14 protein-coding genes, 1 other RNA gene and 1 riboswitch are annotated in these 17,632 nt (G+C 61.6%); of the genes, 5 read left to right on the top strand and 10 right to left on the bottom strand.

The window, feature by feature from the left end; genetic code table 11:
- Positions 1–139: 139 nt before the first annotated feature.
- Positions 140–2,467, bottom strand: a complete 2,328-nt coding sequence (locus GE027_RS18870; protein WP_153558776.1) for a M1 family metallopeptidase — start codon at positions 2,465–2,467, stop codon at positions 140–142.
- Positions 2,468–2,648: 181 nt separating this feature from the next.
- Here GE027_RS18870 and GE027_RS18865 point away from each other — a divergent pair, with 181 nt between their 5' ends.
- Positions 2,649–3,362, top strand: coding sequence for an RluA family pseudouridine synthase (locus GE027_RS18865; RefSeq protein WP_237607653.1), 714 nt, complete (start codon positions 2,649–2,651; stop codon positions 3,360–3,362).
- Here the strand turns inward: GE027_RS18865 and GE027_RS18860 are convergent.
- From GE027_RS18860 to GE027_RS18835, 6 genes are all read right to left on the bottom strand, one after another.
- Positions 3,321–3,647, bottom strand: coding sequence for a DMT family transporter (locus GE027_RS18860; protein ID WP_153558775.1), 327 nt, complete (start codon positions 3,645–3,647; stop codon positions 3,321–3,323). The two genes, GE027_RS18865 and GE027_RS18860, sit on opposite strands and share 42 nt — an antisense overlap.
- Positions 3,648–3,715: 68 nt before the next feature.
- Positions 3,716–3,779: riboswitch (guanidine-III (ykkC-III) riboswitch) on the bottom strand.
- Positions 3,780–3,901: 122 nt separating this feature from the next.
- Positions 3,902–4,069: a hypothetical protein gene (locus GE027_RS18855; protein WP_153558774.1), complete on the bottom strand. Its 168-nt coding sequence runs from the start codon at positions 4,067–4,069 to the stop codon at positions 3,902–3,904.
- Between the two features lie 4 nt (positions 4,070–4,073).
- The gene (locus GE027_RS18850) at positions 4,074–5,783 is read right to left on the bottom strand and encodes a tetratricopeptide repeat protein (protein ID WP_153558773.1); all 1,710 of its coding nucleotides are present in this window, start codon (positions 5,781–5,783) and stop codon (positions 4,074–4,076) included.
- 323 nt (positions 5,784–6,106) lie between these two features.
- A complete protein-coding gene (locus tag GE027_RS18845; protein ID WP_153558772.1) occupies positions 6,107–7,312 on the bottom strand; it encodes a 2,3-bisphosphoglycerate-independent phosphoglycerate mutase in 1,206 nt (401 codons plus the stop codon).
- A gap of 84 nt (positions 7,313–7,396) precedes the next feature.
- Entirely contained in the window at positions 7,397–8,020 is a 624-nt protein-coding gene (gene trhA, locus GE027_RS18840; RefSeq protein ID WP_153558771.1) for a PAQR family membrane homeostasis protein TrhA, read from the bottom strand.
- A gap of 101 nt (positions 8,021–8,121) precedes the next feature.
- Positions 8,122–8,850, bottom strand: coding sequence for a zinc ribbon domain-containing protein (locus tag GE027_RS18835; RefSeq protein ID WP_153558770.1), 729 nt, complete (start codon positions 8,848–8,850; stop codon positions 8,122–8,124).
- A 190-nt stretch (positions 8,851–9,040) separates the two neighbouring features.
- On the opposite strand from GE027_RS18835, the gene GE027_RS18830 reads away from it, so the two are divergent.
- The 3 genes from GE027_RS18830 to GE027_RS18820 all read left to right on the top strand — a co-directional run bounded on the left by GE027_RS18830 (position 9,041) and on the right by GE027_RS18820 (position 13,753).
- Positions 9,041–9,586, top strand: coding sequence for an NUDIX hydrolase (locus GE027_RS18830; RefSeq protein ID WP_153558769.1), 546 nt, complete (start codon positions 9,041–9,043; stop codon positions 9,584–9,586).
- Positions 9,493–12,138, top strand: a complete 2,646-nt coding sequence (locus tag GE027_RS18825; RefSeq protein WP_153558768.1) for a prolyl oligopeptidase family serine peptidase — start codon at positions 9,493–9,495, stop codon at positions 12,136–12,138. Before GE027_RS18830 ends, GE027_RS18825 begins: the two co-directional genes overlap by 94 nt.
- 124 nt (positions 12,139–12,262) lie before the next feature.
- Positions 12,263–13,753 carry a nicotinate phosphoribosyltransferase gene (locus tag GE027_RS18820; protein ID WP_153558767.1) on the top strand — a complete coding sequence of 497 codons (1,491 nt, stop codon included), beginning with the start codon at positions 12,263–12,265 and terminating at the stop codon, positions 13,751–13,753.
- 503 nt (positions 13,754–14,256) lie between these two features.
- On the opposite strand, the gene GE027_RS18815 is transcribed toward GE027_RS18820, so the two are convergent.
- The 3 genes from GE027_RS18815 to GE027_RS18805 form a co-directional block, all read right to left on the bottom strand.
- Entirely contained in the window at positions 14,257–14,721 is a 465-nt protein-coding gene (locus GE027_RS18815) for a PA2169 family four-helix-bundle protein (RefSeq protein WP_153558766.1), read from the bottom strand.
- Between the two features lie 115 nt (positions 14,722–14,836).
- Positions 14,837–15,276, bottom strand: an RNA gene (gene rnpB / locus GE027_RS18810) — RNase P RNA component class A.
- A 59-nt stretch (positions 15,277–15,335) separates the two neighbouring features.
- Entirely contained in the window at positions 15,336–15,803 is a 468-nt protein-coding gene (locus tag GE027_RS18805) for a VanZ family protein (RefSeq protein ID WP_153558765.1), read from the bottom strand.
- Positions 15,804–16,042: 239 nt separating this feature from the next.
- Between GE027_RS18805 and GE027_RS18800 the strand changes: the two genes are divergently transcribed.
- On the top strand, positions 16,043–17,161 hold the full coding sequence (locus tag GE027_RS18800) for a hypothetical protein (protein ID WP_153558764.1): 1,119 nt from the start codon (positions 16,043–16,045) through the stop codon (positions 17,159–17,161).
- Positions 17,162–17,632: the final 471 nt, after the last annotated feature.

Raw genomic sequence — 17,632 nt, 5'->3', positions numbered from 1 at the left:
CCGCACGGTTCGGAGGGAGGGGAGCCCGGCTCAACCGGGCTTCCCTACCCCTATCTTTGTGGCATAGGCTTCCAGCCTGTGAATAGTAGCACGGCTCTCCGAGCCGTGACAAAAATCGCTCTCGGCTGGGACAGCCGAGCTACTCTTTCTCGGCCTTCTTCTCGCGATCCTTGGCCTTCTGCATCTCGTTTTTGCTCTTGTCGCTTTTGAACAGTTTAAAGCGGCTGGGCACCAGCTTCGGCGGCCAGTGATTGTTGGCTTCGCCCGCATCGGCCGTTTGCCGGAAAGGATCCAGTTCCAAACGCTGGATCGTCTTGTCGCTGATGATCAGTTTGCTGGTCCGTTTGCCATCGCGCCGCCAGATCTCCGCCGGATACGTTCTGACCTCGCTGCTGCCATCCTCATAATGGATCTCGAGCACGATCGGCATCACCACGCCGCCGACATTCGAAAACTGCACGACGTAGAAGTTCGACTTCCGCTTCAGCAGTTTTTTCTCCTCGGGGCTCAGCCCTTCGACGAACCGCTGGAACGCCTTTCGCGATTCCTCGGTAACCTCCAAGTCATCGTAGTCGGTGTTGTAAAAATCCTTCAGTCCCGGAAACAGGTCCAGGCGTTTGGGAAGGTCGGCGTTGCGCTGCTGCGACAGGGTTTTCGGCCGTGCCTTGCGTTCGCGGCGTTTGCGGTCCGACGCTTCGTCGGGATCGCCCGAGTCGATCACGTACAGTTTGACCGAATCGATCCCGATATCCACGTGATCGGTGCTGTAGAACCAACCTCGCCAGAACCAGTCCAGGTCGACGCCCGAGGCGTCCTCCATGGTGCGAAAGAAATCCGCCGGGGTCGGCCGTCGGAACTTCCACCGCCGAGCGTATTCCTTGAAGGCAAAGTCAAATAGTTCGCGGCCCAGGATCGTTTCTCGCAAAACGTTCAGGGCGGTCGCAGGTTTGGAGTAGGCGTTGTTGCCGAATTGGTGGATCGATTCGCTGTTGGTCATGATCGGCACCTGACCGCTGCTGCGCATATAGCCGACGATGTCCTGTGGTTCGCCCCGACGACTGGGGTAGTCCTCCTCCCATTCCTGCTCGCACACGTACTGCAGGAACGTGTTCAGGCCCTCGTCCATCCACGTCCACTGTCGCTCGTCACTGTTGACGATCATTGGAAAGTAATTGTGACCCACCTCGTGGATGATCACCGAGATCAACGCGTATTTGGTGCGTTTGGAATAGGTTCCGTCCTCTTCGGGCCGCGGCCCGTTGAAGCAGATCATGGGGTATTCCATTCCGTACACCGGACCGTTGACGCTGATCGCCGTGGGATAGGGGTACTCGAAGGTGTAGCGGCTGTAGACTTCCAGCGTGTGCACGATCGCGTGCGTGGAGTACTGGCTCCACAGCGGTTCGGCTTCGTTGGGGTAGTAGGACATGGCCATCACGACGTCGTCGTCACCCCCGTGACCGACCGCGTCCCAGATGAACTTGCGGCTGCTGGCGAACGCGAAATCGCGGACGTTGTCGGCGTGAAACTCCCAGGTCTTGGTTTTCTTGCTGCGAGATTTTTCGTTCTCTTTGGCCTCTTCCGGCGTGATGATGAAGATCGGTTCCTCGGCCTTGCGAGCCTCCTCCAGCCGCGTACGCTGGTCGTCGGTCAACACGTTCGAGGGGTTCTGCAGCACGCCCGTAGCGGCCACGACATGATCCGCCGGAGCGGTGATTCGGACCTTGTAATCGCCCAGTTCCAGAGCGAACTCGCCGCGACCGAGGAACTGCTTGTGCTGCCACCCGGTGTAGTCGGTGAAGGCAACCGCACGGGGGAACCACTGCGCGATTTCGTAGATGTAATTGTCATCGTCCTCGAAGTACTCGTAACCGCTGCGAGCTCGGATCAATTCGGAATTGACGATGTTGTACCCGTAATCGACCGCCAGCCGAGTCGACTGGCCGGGTTCGACCGGTTCGGGCAGATCGATTCGCATCATCGTCTTGACCACCGTGTAGGGCAGATCGTTACCCTCACCGTCGGCGACCCGGGAAATCTTGTAGCCGCCTTCAAACGTTTCTCGGGCCAACAGGCTCCGCACCACGTTGAACTGGACGCGATCCCCCAAGCTGGGAGCTTCGGCCGTTGCGACGGCATCGGAATCGGGCCGGAAAATATTCTGGTCCAGCTGTAACCACACGTACCGCAGGGAGTGCGGGGATCGGTTGTGGTAGTGGATCCGGACGGTGCCCTCGAGCCGCTGGCGTTTGTCGTCCAGCGTGACGTCGATCTCGTAATCGGCCCGCTGCTGCCAGTACTGCGGGCCCGGTTCGCCGGCAGCCGTCCGGTAGACGTTGGGCGTGGGCAACCATTCTTCCAGTTGCCGAAAATAATCCGGTTGATTGCCGAATTTACTGTTGGGAACCGGTTGGGCCAACAGCGACGTTGCGGCCAAGCAGCAAACTAGAAACGTAAGTGATCGCATGGATTGTAAAGCGGGGATGCGGGGCAGGAAATTCAGAGTCTAGAATGTTCGCTCTATTGTAGTCCGCAGAATCACGTCCGTCGGCGCGGCTTGCGGACGATTGTTCGCCCTTCTTGTCCTCCTTTGCCCGCTCCCGGACCGGCATAGCGGCCTGTCCGGGACCGGTTCGAGTGTCGCCGCTGTGCACGTCCTTTACGAAGACAACCATCTATTGGTCGTCGATAAACCGGCCGGAGTCGCCACCATGGGCGCCGATGGCGGCCGGCCCACGGTCTACTCCTGGGCCGCGGACTACCTGAAACACAAATACAACAAACCCGGCAACGTGTTCGTAGGAATTGTCAGCCGGCTCGATCAATTCACCAGCGGCGTCCTGGTGCTGGCCCGGACCAGCAAGGCGGCTTCGCGGCTGTCCGACCAGTTTCGCAAACGGGCACCCCGGAAAACTTACCTAGCCGTTTTGGAAGGTGCCCTCGACGGCGAGCGATACGAATGGACCGATCACGTTCGCAAGGACGACGCAGCTCATCGCATGCGCTGCGTTTCGCCACGAACGGCCGAAGCCCAGGAAGCCCGCTTGCGCCTGAATGTGCTGCAAACCCAAGCTGACCGAACCTTGGTCAGCATCGAATTGCTGACCGGCCGCAAGCACCAGATCCGCGTGCAGGCCAGCTCTCGCGGACATGCCGTATGGGGGGACCGCAAGTACGGCGCGACCAGCCGGATGCCCGAGGGGATCGCGTTGCATTCGCATTCTCTGCAAATCAATCACCCCACGCGCCGCGAACCGATGCAGTTCCAAAGCCCGCCGTCGAAAACCTGGCGTGCGCTGGGGTTCGACCCCAGCGTGTTTTCAGCTGCTCATCTTGAGTCCCACGATCGACAGCACGAGTAGGATCAGAAACAGGCTGCGGCTCCAAGTGACCGGCTCGTCAAGAAACGCCATCCCGAACAGCGCGGTGCCCAGGGCACCGATCCCGACCCAGACCGGGTAAGCCGTTCCGATCGGCAGCTTTTTGATGGCCACAGCCAACAGGAACATACTGGCCGCCATGGCCAGCCCGGTCCACAGGCTAGGCCACAGCCGAGTGAACCCGGCGGTGTACTTCAGCCCCACCGCCCAGCCAGTCTCCAGCATGCCGGCCGCAACTAACAAAAGCCACGCTTTCCACGATTCCATTGTCGACGCCTTGGGTAACTCTCTATTGAAGTTGCCAAACCGGGACGAAACCACGTGTTTCGGTCCCTGCTGCGTCGTCTTGTCTTGACCGGGTACGGCGCGTCTCGTCCGGGGAAGTTCATTGCCCATTTCACGTACGGCGCAAGAACGGCTCCGCCGGACGGGACTAGTTCTGGCTCCGCATACCGATCGTGCTTGTGCTCAGCAGGGCTCGTGATCGGTCGGGCGGATCTTACTCCATATGCAGTTCATCCTCAATCGCCGGAGATCCCATTGCCGCTGCGCAAACCTGCCGGCTTACCCGCCGGTTCTGGCGAGTTCGTTAGGGACCGAAAGCGTTCCGTAGTACGCAGCCGGATATCCTCGACGAACAGACTGATGCAGAACACGACGGAGGCGATCTCGACAGTTCGCGGCGTCATGTCGTTACTCGTTTTCTTTGCCGACACACAAGCAGGTCGTATCGATCGTCGTGTCGGCTTCAGCCCAAGCAGCGCGAAAACGTTTTAAAACGGCCTCGGCCTCCGCGGTCTTGCCCTGCGATTTCAGACAGTTTGACAATCCGTGCAGCGACCAACCGTTTTCCGGCCATTCGGCCAGATCGGCCCGATAGACCTTTTCCGCCTCGTCCCAACGCTGTGCCGTGACAAGCACGGCGCCGAGCGAATGCCGCACGGGTTGAATCCACTCGGGCGGTTCCATGTATAAGAGTTCCCTTTCCGCCGCGACGCCTCTTTTGAGTTCGTGGACGGCCGTATCAATGTCTCCCTTTTGAAAGGCGATCTCGCCGGCCAATGTGTGGTCGCCGACTTTCAAGATGTCACGGGCACGGTTTATGGCCCCGACTGTTTCTTCTGGGACCGCCTCCATCGCCTGGCGGAACAACATTTGTTCGCGTTCCGCGTCGGCGATGCGGCCTTTCGCCGCCAGTGCCGTGGCACGGGCGAAACGCCACATCGCGGTCGTGATTGGCAACTCCTTCGGCGGCGCGGGCAACGCGAGCAATTCGTCCCACAAACCAAAGCGAACCATGACCTGGTACTCGATCGAGAGGAACGGGTCGGCATGTTGGGGCGATTGTTTAAGGAATTCTTGCGGGACAGAGGACAGCACGTTGCGTGCGGCAGTGAGCGCCCGTTCCTTGCGGCCCTGCATCATGCAGACGAACGAAAGAAAGTGCGGATTGTGCAGCATGTAGATTGTATAGAACGCTTGACGCGGCGATGCTTGGCGATACACCGCGTCGATGGTGATCGCCTGTTCGTTTTGAACAGCGGCTTGCGACCAATTTCCCATACGCACGTCGATGTGCGCGGGCATGTGAACCATGTGACCGGAACCGGGCATCAAGGTCCGCAACCGGTCTGCGGCAGCCGTTGCCTTTTCCGGATTTGGCGACGCCTCGACGGCGTGAACATACAGATGGTTCGCGCCCGGGTGATTCGGCTGCCTGGCCATCACGCCTTCCAGCAGCGCAAGTGCCCGCGGCGTTTCCGGTCTCGATTGGCCGTCGTCCGACCACAGGTCCCAGGGACGCAGATCCAGCAGCGATTCGGCGTACAGCACGGCAACGTCCGTGTCGTCGGGAAACCGCTCGTGGACTCGCCGCATCGCTTCGGCGTACTGCCGGTTCAGTGTGTCGCGCTGCGCGATGTTCGCTTCGGCGTCTGCCACATAGCGGTCGCCAACCGCTTCGATCAGCGCAAGTTCAACCGAAGATGCCTTCGTCCGTTTGGCCTTGGCTTTCTGCAGGGCGGTCCAAGCGGCGATGGACCGCGACCTGTCCATCGATGGGTTATTGATGTGCGGCCCGTTGCTAAGCGCGATTCCCCACCAGGCCATCGCACAGTTCGGATCAAATCGCGCGGCTTGTTCGAACGAGCGAATCGCCTCGTCATGATTAAACGCATATGCGAGGTTCAACCCCTGATCGAAATATCTCTGTGCGTCCGCCGAATCCGTCGTGACACTTCGCCGATGCACCGTGATACCAACCAGCAGCGGCGTCTCGGCTCGGGCCGGAGTCTCGTCACTGATCGAACCGGGCGACGGAGATTGACTCCAAGCCGAAACGCCGCCGGAAACGACGACAAAGAGAATCACGCGGACGATCCAGTCGCAATCCAAACGAGTCATTGTTCCAGCCTCCGTTTTGGTAAGGCACCTTCATGTATCCTTTTCCATTTTACGAGGCGACGCCGCCATGGGTTAGTCAAAAGAGTTCATGGTGTTCCGCGACACGACCCGCACTGGCAGCCAAGCAGACGCGACGCTCAAAGGATTCGCCCTTTCTTGGGCTCGGCGGGTTCTTCACGCAACGCGTCGTCCGCCAGCTTGCCGTCACCGGTTCGCTGGTCGGATCCAAACGCCGCCCTTCGTGCCCCGGCAAACTCGGAGGGACCTCAGTTGTCGGTCCGCTAGCGTGGCTTCACGGTCGTGCGCTGTCCCCGCCCATTCCTTTAGGCTCCGTACTTGCCCATCCGGCCGGCGTTCGAGAGAGCCAACAGCATCAGGTACTTGGCTTCGAATTGGCTCAGCCCGCCGGTGATGCAGGTCGATTCGGAGAAGCTGGTATGGGGGTCCGGCCGGCAGCAGTCGCTGACCAACAGCGTCGGCACCGGATGCCAGCTGTGGCTCTTTAAGAAAGCCGGCGTGCTGTGGTCGCCGGTGACGATCAAGACGTCCGGCTCGAGGGCTTCGATCTTTGGCAGGATCGCATCGAGGTCTTCGGTGCGTTTGACCTTGTTTTCGAAGTTGCCGTCTTCGCCCGTGCTGTCGGTGTACTTGTAGTGGATGAAGAAGAAGTCGTAGTCGTCCCAGGACTGCTTCAGCACATCCATCTGATCGTCCAGCGTTTGAGCTTCGCCGACGATGTCCATTCCGACCAACCGGGCGAGGCCTTTGTACATCGGGTACACGGCGATCGCGGCCGCTCGCAGACCGTACACTTCCTCGTACGTCGGCAGGTCCGGCTTGGCGGCGAACCCGCGCATGGTGTGGAAATTCGCGTGGGGTTGGTCCTTGAGCAGTTCGCGCGCCTGACGCAGGAACTCCTTGGCCACTTCAGCCGTTTTCTGGCTGGCTTCGTCTCTCGCGACCGGATCCAGCGGCGCGACGCCGGTGGCTTGCGGGTCGGTGTCGTCGACTTCGCCGTGCAGGCCTTCGCCGCGGAAAACGACCACAAAGCGGTGTTCCTTGACGGGTTCGACAAAGATCTCGACGCCGGGGATTTCGATCTGGCGCAGGCTGCGGGCGATCGGAGCGCTTTGTTCGGTGGGAATCCGGCCGGCGCGGCGGTCGGTGATCAAGCCGTTCTCGTCGATCGTGCAGAAGTTACAGCGAATCGCCACATCGCCCTGCTGGAGTTCGAACCCGATGCCGGTCGCTTCGAGGGCTCCGCGACCGATCTGGTACTGCAGCGGGTCATAGCCGAACAGGCCCAGGTGCCCCGGTCCGCTGCCCGGAGCGATACCGGGTGCCACGGGAATACTCGCCCCTTGAACGCCGGCGGTGGCCAGCCGATCCAGGTTAGGGGTCGAGGCGGTTTCCAGTTCGGTCTTGCCGCCGGGTTGCATCGGCAACCCACCTAGGCCATCGCCTACGAGCATCACGATCTTGGAATCGTTTTTGACCTGCAGGCTACGAGTCAGTTGATGCATATCCATGGTCGACGGGGTCTCCGGTTTTGAGGCTGTTTTTCAGGGCCGATAGGTTTACCAAATCTCGCCCCGGCGCGGTAGCAGTCTGGCTCAGGAGTCCACCGCGACGCGGTGCACGACGAACTTGAGGATCGCCACGTAGTGCACCGCCGCGGCAGTCAAGACGAACAGATGCCAGACGGCATGAAAGAACCGCCGCCGCTGGTCCAGCACCAAGAACACCACGCCCACGCTGTAAATCAAGCCGCCGGCCGCCATGTACACCAGACAGGCCGTGGGGACACGCGGCCCTAACACCACCGCCGGTGCCCAGCCCAACAGCAGGTAGGTGGTCGTTCCGATCCCGTGCACGCGGTACTTCAGCAGAACCTTGGAGGCGAACCCCAGGCCGGCCAACAGCCACAGAAAAAACAGCAACGGAACCTGCACCGAGCCACCGTAGCTGTAGGCAAATGGCGTGTAGGTGCCCGAAATCATCAGGTAGATCGTGCCCTGGTCCCAGGCCCGCATCCGCGTCCGCATGTGCGGTTCGTAGATCGCGTGCGACAAGGTCGAGAACAGGAATACGGCCACCCCGGAACAGGCGTACGCGACGCAGGCCACCTGCAGTCCCCAGGGTTTTTCCTGGACCGACCAAACCATCAGGGCCAGGGCGATCACCGCGATCAGGCAGGAGGCGGCATGGGTCAGGGTGTTGGCCCATTCGTCCTGCATGGGGTCCAGGAAGACGGGCGGGTCCGCGCTGTGGCGCGCTGGGTCGGTCGACCGCCGCGCTGGGGCGGTCGACCGCCGCTGAGGAGGCTCCGCCGCAGTGTTCACTTCTGGACCCGACGGTCTTCGGCCAAGTAGATCCAGGCCCCGCAGGCCGGGCACGTCACGTAGTGGCTCAGGTACAACTGGTTCATCACCTGCGGGGTGAGTTTCTGATAACAGTTGCCGCAGGAATCGCCTTCGACCGGGGCGAGCCCATCTTCGCCGCGAGCGGTGATCACCCGCTGGTAGTCCTGCCGCATGTTGTCCGGCAGGGACTCTTCGGCTTCCTCCAGCTCGCCGCGGACGCGTTGCAGTTCCGGCTCCAGCTTGGCTTGGCGAGCGGCGATCTGTTTCTCGAGCCCCTCGAGGTCCTGTTTCTTCTGCTTCAGCTCGGCCTGCCGCTGGGCGACGACCTCCTGCAGGTGATCGAGCTGCTCGAGCGATTCCAGGATCTCGTCGCTGAGCACGTCGTTGGCTTGCTGGTCCGCGGCGATCTGCTCTTTCAAGGCGTCGAATTCGCGGTTGCTGGCCGCGGTGTTCAGTTTGGCTTGGGTGTCCGAGACGCGTTGCTCGCGACTCTTCAGCTGCAACTGCTTTTCGTCGGACGCCATCCGGGCCTGCTTAAGGGTGCTCTCCGCGTCCTCCAGCGCCTGCTGGCTGGCCAGCACCGCCGCTTCGCCAGCTTTCTGCTGCCGCGGTCCGCGGTTGAGTTGTCCCTGCAGGTCGTTGATCTGGCGGTGAAGTCGATGCAGGGTGCGCAACAATTCGGCCGAGCCACTTGCGTCGGACATAGTTCACCTGTTCGGAAGAAGTTCCCTGGCAACCGCTTCGGTTACCGTCTCTCTAACAGATTGTGTTACAGGTCGGGTTTTTGCAAGGACCCACGGCGTGCACCGGCGAGCTGCCGGGATCTGAACGGCCTGTTAGAATGGATCCGCCCTGCCCTGGGTTCCCGTCGCCATCCACCTTTTGACCACCGCCATGACGCAGACGATCCCGTTGGCCGAAGCCTTCCGCTACTGTCCGCGCTGCGGGGCGGCCGGTGACGGACAGGGCCAGAACCCGTTTCACTGCACCGCTTGCGACTTTGTGTTTCACTTTGGGCCCGTCAGTGCGGTTGGGGCGATCATCGCCGATGCCGAGGGCCGAGTGCTGTTGATCCGCCGCGCTAAACCGCCGGGACAGGACCAGTACGGCCTGCCCGGTGGCTTCATCGATCCCCAAGAAACGGCCGAAGCGGCCCTGCGGCGAGAGGTTCACGAAGAGGTGGGGCTGGACCTGACGGGGTACGAAATGTTGGTGACGTACCCCAATACCTACGACTACCGCGGCGTGGTGCTGCCGGTGCTGGACGTGTTCTTTGTCTGCACCGTCGATCTCCGGCAACCCATCACCGCTGCCGCGGCCGAAGTCACCTCCTGGGAATGGTGTGAATGCAACGAGAACGTGTTGTCGCAAATGGCTTTCGAATCGAATCGTCGGGCGCTGCGAACCTACCTTCGCACCGTGGGACGCTGCTCGTCCTGATCACGCTGGTGCTGTTGGCGTGCGGTTCGTTGCCGACCGTCGGCTGGGCTCAAGGCACCGCCGCCCAATATGAATGGGTCCAGCGGGCCCGCAGCGAGCTGGGCGGCAAGGTTTTGAACCAGCGCCCACGGCTGCACTGGATCGATCCGCAGGATCGCTGGTTGTGGTTCCGCGAACAGACGTCGCTAGAGTCCCACCGGTTCCTGTTGGTCGACACGCAAGAGGGCAGCCGCCGACCGGCCTTCGATCATCGGAAACTAGCAGAACAGCTGAGCCAGCGTGCCGGGACCACGCTGGATGCCGACGCCTTGCCGCTGGACGGGATGCGGTTTGCCGACGACGTTTCCACCCTCAGCTTTTCGTTCGCCGGCCAGCGGTATCAGCTGGATCTTGCCAGCGACACGCTGCGCACGGCCACCGAGGCTGCGGCTGCGCTCGACGGTGCCCGCGACGGCCTGCCGGCGATGCGCCGTTTGAAGCGCGTCCGCGGTGGCGGACCCGAAACCAATATTACGTTCGTCAACCAACGCGACGAACCGGTGACCCTGAAATGGTTGGACGCCCAAGGGGACCTGCGAACCTATGGCACGCTGCAGCCCGGACGTCGACGTTCGCAACACACCTTCGCCAACCACGTTTGGGTGATCGTCGACCAGGACGCCCAGCCGCTCGCCGCGGTGCAGGCGGTCGACACGCCTGGGTTGTTCTTCATCACCGAACAGGTTCCGCCGCCGCTGCCGCTCGAGCGCGCCGCCGATTCCCGGCCGCGTCGACCGGGACGCCACGGCGATACGTCCCCCGACGGTCGGTACCGCATTCGCATCGACGACGGCAAAGTGGTGTTGGAATCGACCGGCAAGCCGCAGCCGAACGACCCGTTTGATCCAGACTCGCGGCACGTCCTGCAGCCGGAACCGGGCGAGGGCACCTTCGACGGCCGCGTGTTCTGGTCGCCTGACTCACGATACTGCGTACTGCTGCGCACCGAACGCGTCGAACCGCGGCAGGTGACCATCGTTGAATCGGCCCCTGAGGACCGGCTGCAGCCGCGGGTGCATCAGTTCTCGTATGCCAAGCCGGGCGACGCGCTCGATCATCCTCGCCCCTATCTCTGCGACGCGGAAGCGAAAACGCTGCGCGCCGTCGACGACGCGCTGTTCGACAATCCGTTTGCCCTAAAAGGTTTTAACTGGAAGCAAGACAGCTCGGCGTTTCGATTTGTTTACAACGCACGCGGCCACCAGCGGTTGGCCGTGATCGAAGTCGATCCGGCGACGTGCGGAGCCCGCGTGTTGGTGGAGAACACCAGCGACACGTTTGTCGATTACGCCGGCAAACAATTCTTGCACTACTTGGATGATCGCGACCAATTGATTTGGATGAGCGAGCGCGATGGCTGGAACCATCTGTATCTGATCGACCAACAGACCGGGCGAACCATCCGCCAATTGACCAAGGGGCCATGGGTGGTGCGAGACGTCGAGCGTGTGGATGCCCAGCGACGCGAAATGTGGATCGTCGCCGGTGGCTACTACCCCGACCAGGACCCCTATCAGAAACACCTGTTGCGGGTGTCGCTGGACGACGCAGCGATCACGCCGTTGACCGACGGCGATGGCAACCACCAGTGGGAACAATCGCCGACGCAGAAGTTCTTGATCACGCGATTTAGTCGTGTCGACCTGCCGCCGGTGACACAGCTGCGCGACATGCGTTCTGGACGTTTGATTTGTCAGTTAACGGCCGCCGACTGGACGCCGTTGCTCGAGAAAGGTTGGCAGCCGCCGCAGCGGTTCGTCGCCAAGGGACGCGACGGACAGACGGACATCCACGGCATCATTATTCGTCCCCGCGGCTTTCAGGCCGGTAAGACGTATCCGGTTCTGGAAGGCATCTATGCCGGTCCGCACAGCGCGTTCGTGCCCAAATCTTTCGGGCTGCATCGCGGTTTGGCGGATTTGGCGGATCTGGGGTTCATCGTGGTCAAAATCGACGGCATGGGCACCTCCCATCGCTCCAAAGCCTTTCACGACGTGTGTTGGAGGAACCTGGCCGACAGCGGCTTTCCGGATCGGATCGCGTGGATGCGTCGGGCCGCCGAGCAGATCCCGGAGATGGATCTTGGGCGGGTGGGTATCTGGGGCGGATCGGCCGGCGGACAAAGTGCGCTCGGGGCCTTGCTGAACCACGGCGATTTTTATCATGCCGCCGTGGCGGATTGCGGCTGTCACGACAATCGCATGGACAAGATCTGGTGGAACGAACTGTGGATGGGCTGGCCCGTCGGGCCGCACTACGCCCAGCAGTCCAACGTGACGCGGGCCCATCGGCTGGAAGGTGCGCTGATGTTGACCGTGGGCGAGTTGGACCGGAACGTGGATCCGGCCAGTACGATGCAGGTCGTCGATGCCCTGATCAAAGCCGACAAAGACTTCGATCTGGTCGTGTTCCCCGGCGGAGGTCATGGGGTCGGGGAGAGCGAGTATGGGCGGCGGCGCCGCGCCGATTTCTTCGTCCGTCACCTTTGGAACCGTGAACCACGCAGCCCCTGATTCGGTCACCAGTGGCATAGGCTTCCAGCCTGTGAGCAGTGGCATAGGCTTCCAGCCTGTGAGCAGTGGCATAGGCTTCCAGCCTGTGAGCAGTGCCACAGGCTTTGTATAGGAACGATTCGCGATGAACAACATCCACCGCTTATACGGTCATTCTTTGGCTCTGCTGACTGATTTGTATCAGTTGACGATGGCCTATGGATACTGGCGACGCGGCGACGCGGTCGGGGATGCCACCTTCCATCTGTTCTTCCGCGAAGCTCCTTTCCGCGGCGGGTATGCCGTGTGTGCGGGGCTGCAGACGGTGCTGGAGATCTTAGAGAAGTTTCGTTTTACGCCCGACGATTGCCGGTACCTGAGTGAGATAACCGGCAACGACGGACGGCCGCTGTTCGAACCGGCTTTCCTAGAGGCCCTGGGCCAGCTGCGACTGGACTGCGACATCGATGCGATCCCGGAGGGCACCGTCGTGTTCCCCAATGAACCGTTGCTGCGGGTGACCGGACCGTTGCTGCAGTGTCAGATCCTGGAAACGCTGCTGTTGAATATCATGAATTTTCAAACCCTGATCGCCACCAAGTCGGCCCGCATCTGCGGCGTTGCCGGCGACGGCGTGTTGGAGTTCGGGCTGCGACGGGCGCAAGGAATCGACGGCGGTTTGTCCGCAGCCCGGGCGGCTTATATCGGCGGCTGTGCAGCCACGTCCAACGTGCTGGCCGGCAAGTTGTACGGGATTCCGGTTCGCGGTACGCATGCGCACAGTTGGGTGATGTCGTTCGACGACGAACTGGAAGCGTTCGTGAACTACGCCGAAGCTTTGCCCAACAACTGTGTCTTTCTGGTCGACACCTACGACACTTTGCAAGGCGTGCACAAGGCGGCCGAGGTCGGCAAACAATTGCGCCAGCGGGGGCACGAGATGGTCGGCATCCGCTTGGATTCGGGCGACCTGGCTTACCTGAGCATCGAAGCCCGCCGGATTCTGGACCAGCACGGGTTTCCCGATGCGGTCATCGTGGCCTCGAATGATCTGGACGAAACCACGATCGAGAGTCTGCTGTATCAGGGTGCCAAGATCAACGTCTGGGGCGTCGGCACCAAACTGGCCACCGCGTTTGATCAACCGGCGCTAGGCGGTGTCTACAAGCTCAGTGCACTGCGCACCGGTGGCGGTGATTGGCAGCCGAAAATCAAATTGTCCGAGCAACGGATCAAAACCACGATTCCCGGGCGTCAACAGGTGCGACGGTTTCATAACGACGAACGGTTGGTTGCTGACATGATCTACGACGAACAACTTGGGGTGTCCGAGCCGCCGACGGTGATCGATCCGAATGATCCGCTGCGCCGGATGACACCGTCGACGGACTGCCATCACGAGGACTTGCTGGTACCGGTCGTGCGCGGCGGTGGCATCGTATACGAAACGCCCGGCCTGGAGACGGTGCGTCGGCGAGCGCTCGAGCAGGTGGCGAGGCTCCACGCCAGCACGCGGCGTTTGCTGAATCCACATCCGTATCCGGTGGGCTTGGAGCGGCAATTGAACACGATGCGCGACACGATGATCGCCAAACATCGCCACGGCAGTAGCTCGGCCAGCCCGGCCGACGAATAGCTCGGCTCCCGGACAGCCGAACGACTGTCGAACCGATCGCCAGTTGCGAAGCAACGACCGTCGATAGCCTGGGATGATAATCCCAGGTCGCGGGCACCCAACCCCATGGATAGTCGCGAAGCGACGACCTTTGGCTTGAGCGACGCAAGTCCTCGGCTGACGCTGCAAGATGCGAGGATGTTCCATATGCCGTCGCTCCGCGACTCCCGACGAATTCTGGCTCGGCTCGCAGAGCCAAGCTTCGGACCACAGGCTGGAAGCCTATGCCACTGCCCACAGGCTGGAAGCCTATGCCACTGCTCACAGGCTGGAAGCCTATGCCACTGCCCACAGGCTGGAAGCCTATGCCACTGCTCACAGGCTGGAAGCCTATGCCACTGCTCACAGGCTGGAAGCCTATGCCACTGCTCACAGGCTGGAAGCCTATGCCACTGCCCACAGGCTGGAAGCCTATGCCACTGCCCACAGGCTGGAAGCCTATGCCACAGCGTCGCTCGGCTGTCTCAGCCGAGTTGATCGCGGAGATTTCGGACGCGGTCGTGGGCTGATTTAACCTGGGCATACTGGCGCATCAGAACATCGTTGACGGCGCTGCCGGCGGTTTCGCGCAGCGCCCGCTCGTAACGGCCCTTGATGCGATCCTCGCCGCGTTCGGCTTCGCACAGAGCGGTATGGGGATCGTGGCCGGAGAGCGCCGTGCGGATGGCGGTCCAAGCCCGATGCAACGCCGCGACGGTCGATCCTTCGCGGCAGGGCGTCACGTCGTTGGCCAACAGATACTTCTGCAACTCCGCCGCTTGCTGTTTGCGTTCGGTACCGAGGGCGACGAACAGCTGGCTGATGCGGATGTCGCCACAGTCCTCGGCGGCGGCATGAAAGCCTTCGGCCGAGTCGATGTTCAGTTGGGTGAGTTCCTGAAGGGCTTCCAGCGTTTGGCGGTTCAGCGAATCGGTCGTCTCGAGAGGCATCGATGGATTTCCTATTTCCGGAAGGGACAGGTGTGCGGCCGCCTGCACGTCGCGGGAACAGGACGCAGCAACCGTTGTGCCAGTTTGTGCTGCCCGCGAACCGGAAAAGAAACAAAGTATGAGCAGGCTTGTAAGCCGGGTTCTGTGCTCCACCGCCCGGGCCGAAGCCGCGGCGGCGAAGTGACGATCATTTATCTGGGACGACGATTGCTCGTCGCCTCGAGCGACCTACCCAAGGGTCATCGCGACGCGGGCCGCTTCGCCGAGAGGAACCAGGCCCCTCGTGCCCTCTGTTTGGTCTAGCACCGGGTGGGGTTTACCCAGCCGATCAAGTCGCCCTGATCGCTGGTGCGCTCTTACCGCACCGTTTCACCCTTACCACGCACGCCGCGGGCCGGATGGCTCGCCGCGTCGTTCGGCGGTTTGCTTTCTGTTGCACTTGCCCTAACCTCTCGGCCGGTCGGCGTTACCGACCACCCTGCCCTGCGGTGCCCGGACTTTCCTCCCGCCGTCGCGCCGAAGCGGTCGACGGCGAGCGATCGTCCCACCTGCTCATACTCTGCCGAGTTATTCTAACACGCGTGTCGAGCTTGTCCCGGGGGCGAGTCGGTTACTCAGGCGACGCGGCGCTGCTCCTCAACCGGCGGCGACTGGTCCACCGTGGAGCGGCTCGATTGGCCTCGGCGGTCTGTGGGGCTGGGCGGAAACAGAATCCGTTTTGCCAGGCGATAGATCAAGACACCCATCAGGGCACCCCCGCAGTCCGCTGCGAAATCCATCATGTCGGTATGGCGACCGACAAACTGCTGCGTCAGCTCGTCGAACAACCCGTAGCAAATGGCCACCAGGAATGCGAAGATCATCTTGGTTCGCGGGTCCCGCTGGTGGGCGGGGATCGCCCAGGCCAACAGGAAGGCCAAGCCGGCAAAGGCCACGAAGTGCTGTACCTTGTCCAGGTGCTGGACCTGGGGCATGGGAACGCTGGGCAGATGCGTGCCGGTAAATAGCAGGATCCAGTACACACCTAACAGGATCGGGGCCAAGCGAATGCCGAACAGAGTCAGGCGAGTCAGGATTTGCATCAGTGAGTCTTTGGCGGTCGTCTACCGGTTTGTCAGAGAACGTTTGCGGGAAGGCTACCAGAATGATTAACGCATGAGCCATGCCAATCGCCGGTTTTGTCGCCTTGGCCTGGAGTTTTCCGGGCAGGCCGGTCAAAATTGGCGGCCACGCCATGCGGCGACCTCGTCCCCAGTCGTCGACGGGGACTTCTGATTTTGAAGGGGATCTCCCCGCCACCTGCCACAGGATCCTTCGTCCGGTGACTGAATCCGCCCGAAACCTCGAGTCCTCTCCGTCTCGCCTGCCGACCGTTTACCGCTGGTCCGATGCGATTTCTCCGCTGGTCTTGCTGCGCTGTGTGCAGCCGGCGTTCTCCTTCACCGTAATGTTAGTCGCCTGTGCCGCCTATTGGCTCTCGGCCGCCGTGCATGCCCAGCTGGATTCGCCGGACAACGCCGTCGCCGGAGGCATCGCCGTTTCGCCCGGTGCCGCGATGGGCTGGCCCGGCCAGGTCAGCCCTGCCGACCCGGCAGGGCAGCCCGCGCCGGTGCTGGCCGCAGCATCGCACCGCTATTGGCAGCAGGCGACGCGGTACAGCCTCAGCCCGGCGGCGACCTTGGTGGGTTACCGCGGCGGCTCCTCGGGATGGAAGCTGCTGGTGATGCAGTTGGCAACGTATGCGATCTGGCTCGTCCCGGTGGCCATCGTGCTGCGCGCGAGCATTACGAGTTGTGCCGAGCGACGCTCGACCGGTTTGGCCGCTTGCCTGCGATTGATCCGACAGCGTTTTCTTGCCTTGGCGGCGGTGACGTTGATCCCTGTGCTGGCCATCATCCTGTTGGCTGCGGGCTATTGGCTGGTCGGCCTGTTGATGCGGCTGACCGTCCTGGGAGCGGACTTGGTGATGCTGGCCACCGCGCCGGTGTTGGTTGCGATCGGCACCCTGGCCATCGGTTCGGCGTTTGCCGTGCCGCTGGCCTGGGCCGCAGTGTTAACCGAGCGGAACTGCGATGTCTTCGATGCGCTCAGTCGCGGGTACGAGTACACGCTGCGGCGATTGGTGGCGTTGGCGGTTTATCTGCTCGCGGCGTTTGCGATCCATTACGTGACCGTAGCGTTTGTCTCGGCGGTTTGCTTGGCCGGCTGGAACATCGCTTCGGGGTTCGTGAGCACCACGTCCGACGGAGGAGCCTGGGCGGGGGTCAGCGAAACCTTTGTGATGCGCCTGCCCGCCGTGTTCTCGGTCGTCCAGCTGTGGGCGTTGGTCGGAGGGATTTATCTGTTGCTGCGGCGCGACGCCAACGGCCAGGAGGTCGAAGACATCGAGGAAGACCTCGCGGCCGCGGCTGACACCGCACCGCAAGGCGAGCCCGCCTAGGGTTGTCGTTTGTGAAGAGTCGCCTTTCGCTCCGCGAAAGTAGCCCAGAGTTGCCTTTCGCTCCGCGAAAGTAGCCCAGAGTTTTTTAAGCTACTTTCGCGGAGCGAAAGGCAACACTGCGAAAGTAGCCCAGAGTTTTTTAAGCTACTTTCGCGGAGCGAAAGGCAACACTGCGAAAGTAGCCCAGAGTTTCTTTTTAAGCTACTTTCGCGGAGCGAAAGGCAACACTGCGAAAGTAGCCCAGAGTTTTTTAAGCTACTTTCGCGGAGCGAAAGGCAACACTGCGAAAGTAGCCCAGAGTTTTTTAAGCTACTTTCGCGGAGCGAAAGGCAACACTGCGAAAGTAGTCCAGAGTTTTTTAAGGAACCGTTCGGGAATAATTTCGGCATTTCTCAACATTCGCCCGAGCGTTGTATGGTCAACGAAATTGCGGCGTGGCAGCCACGGCAGTGGCGACATGTGGTAGCCCTG

It is taken from the genome of Roseimaritima sediminicola (assembly GCF_009618275.1).
Taxonomy (GTDB): Bacteria; Planctomycetota; Planctomycetia; order Pirellulales; family Pirellulaceae; genus Roseimaritima; species Roseimaritima sediminicola.
This window is presented reverse-complemented; position numbering and strand designations above follow the sequence as displayed.

Bases quoted from the DNA above. Each gene is read 5' to 3' on its own strand.
- GE027_RS18845 (WP_153558772.1), bottom strand. From the start codon at position 7,312: ATGGATATGCATCAACTGACTCGTAGCCTGCAGGTCAAAAACGATTCC.
- GE027_RS18860 (WP_153558775.1), bottom strand. From the start codon at position 3,647: ATGGAATCGTGGAAAGCGTGGCTTTTGTTAGTTGCGGCCGGCATGCTG.
- GE027_RS18850 (WP_153558773.1), bottom strand. From the start codon at position 5,783: ATGACTCGTTTGGATTGCGACTGGATCGTCCGCGTGATTCTCTTTGTC.
- trhA (WP_153558771.1), bottom strand. From the start codon at position 8,020: ATGCAGGACGAATGGGCCAACACCCTGACCCATGCCGCCTCCTGCCTG.
- GE027_RS18830 (WP_153558769.1), top strand. From the start codon at position 9,041: ATGACGCAGACGATCCCGTTGGCCGAAGCCTTCCGCTACTGTCCGCGC.
- GE027_RS18820 (WP_153558767.1), top strand. From the start codon at position 12,263: ATGAACAACATCCACCGCTTATACGGTCATTCTTTGGCTCTGCTGACT.
- GE027_RS18835 (WP_153558770.1), bottom strand. From the start codon at position 8,850: ATGTCCGACGCAAGTGGCTCGGCCGAATTGTTGCGCACCCTGCATCGA.
- GE027_RS18825 (WP_153558768.1), top strand. From the start codon at position 9,493: ATGCAACGAGAACGTGTTGTCGCAAATGGCTTTCGAATCGAATCGTCG.
- GE027_RS18805 (WP_153558765.1), bottom strand. From the start codon at position 15,803: ATGCAAATCCTGACTCGCCTGACTCTGTTCGGCATTCGCTTGGCCCCG.
- GE027_RS18870 (WP_153558776.1), bottom strand. From the start codon at position 2,467: ATGCGATCACTTACGTTTCTAGTTTGCTGCTTGGCCGCAACGTCGCTG.
- GE027_RS18815 (WP_153558766.1), bottom strand. From the start codon at position 14,721: ATGCCTCTCGAGACGACCGATTCGCTGAACCGCCAAACGCTGGAAGCC.
- GE027_RS18855 (WP_153558774.1), bottom strand. From the start codon at position 4,069: ATGACGCCGCGAACTGTCGAGATCGCCTCCGTCGTGTTCTGCATCAGT.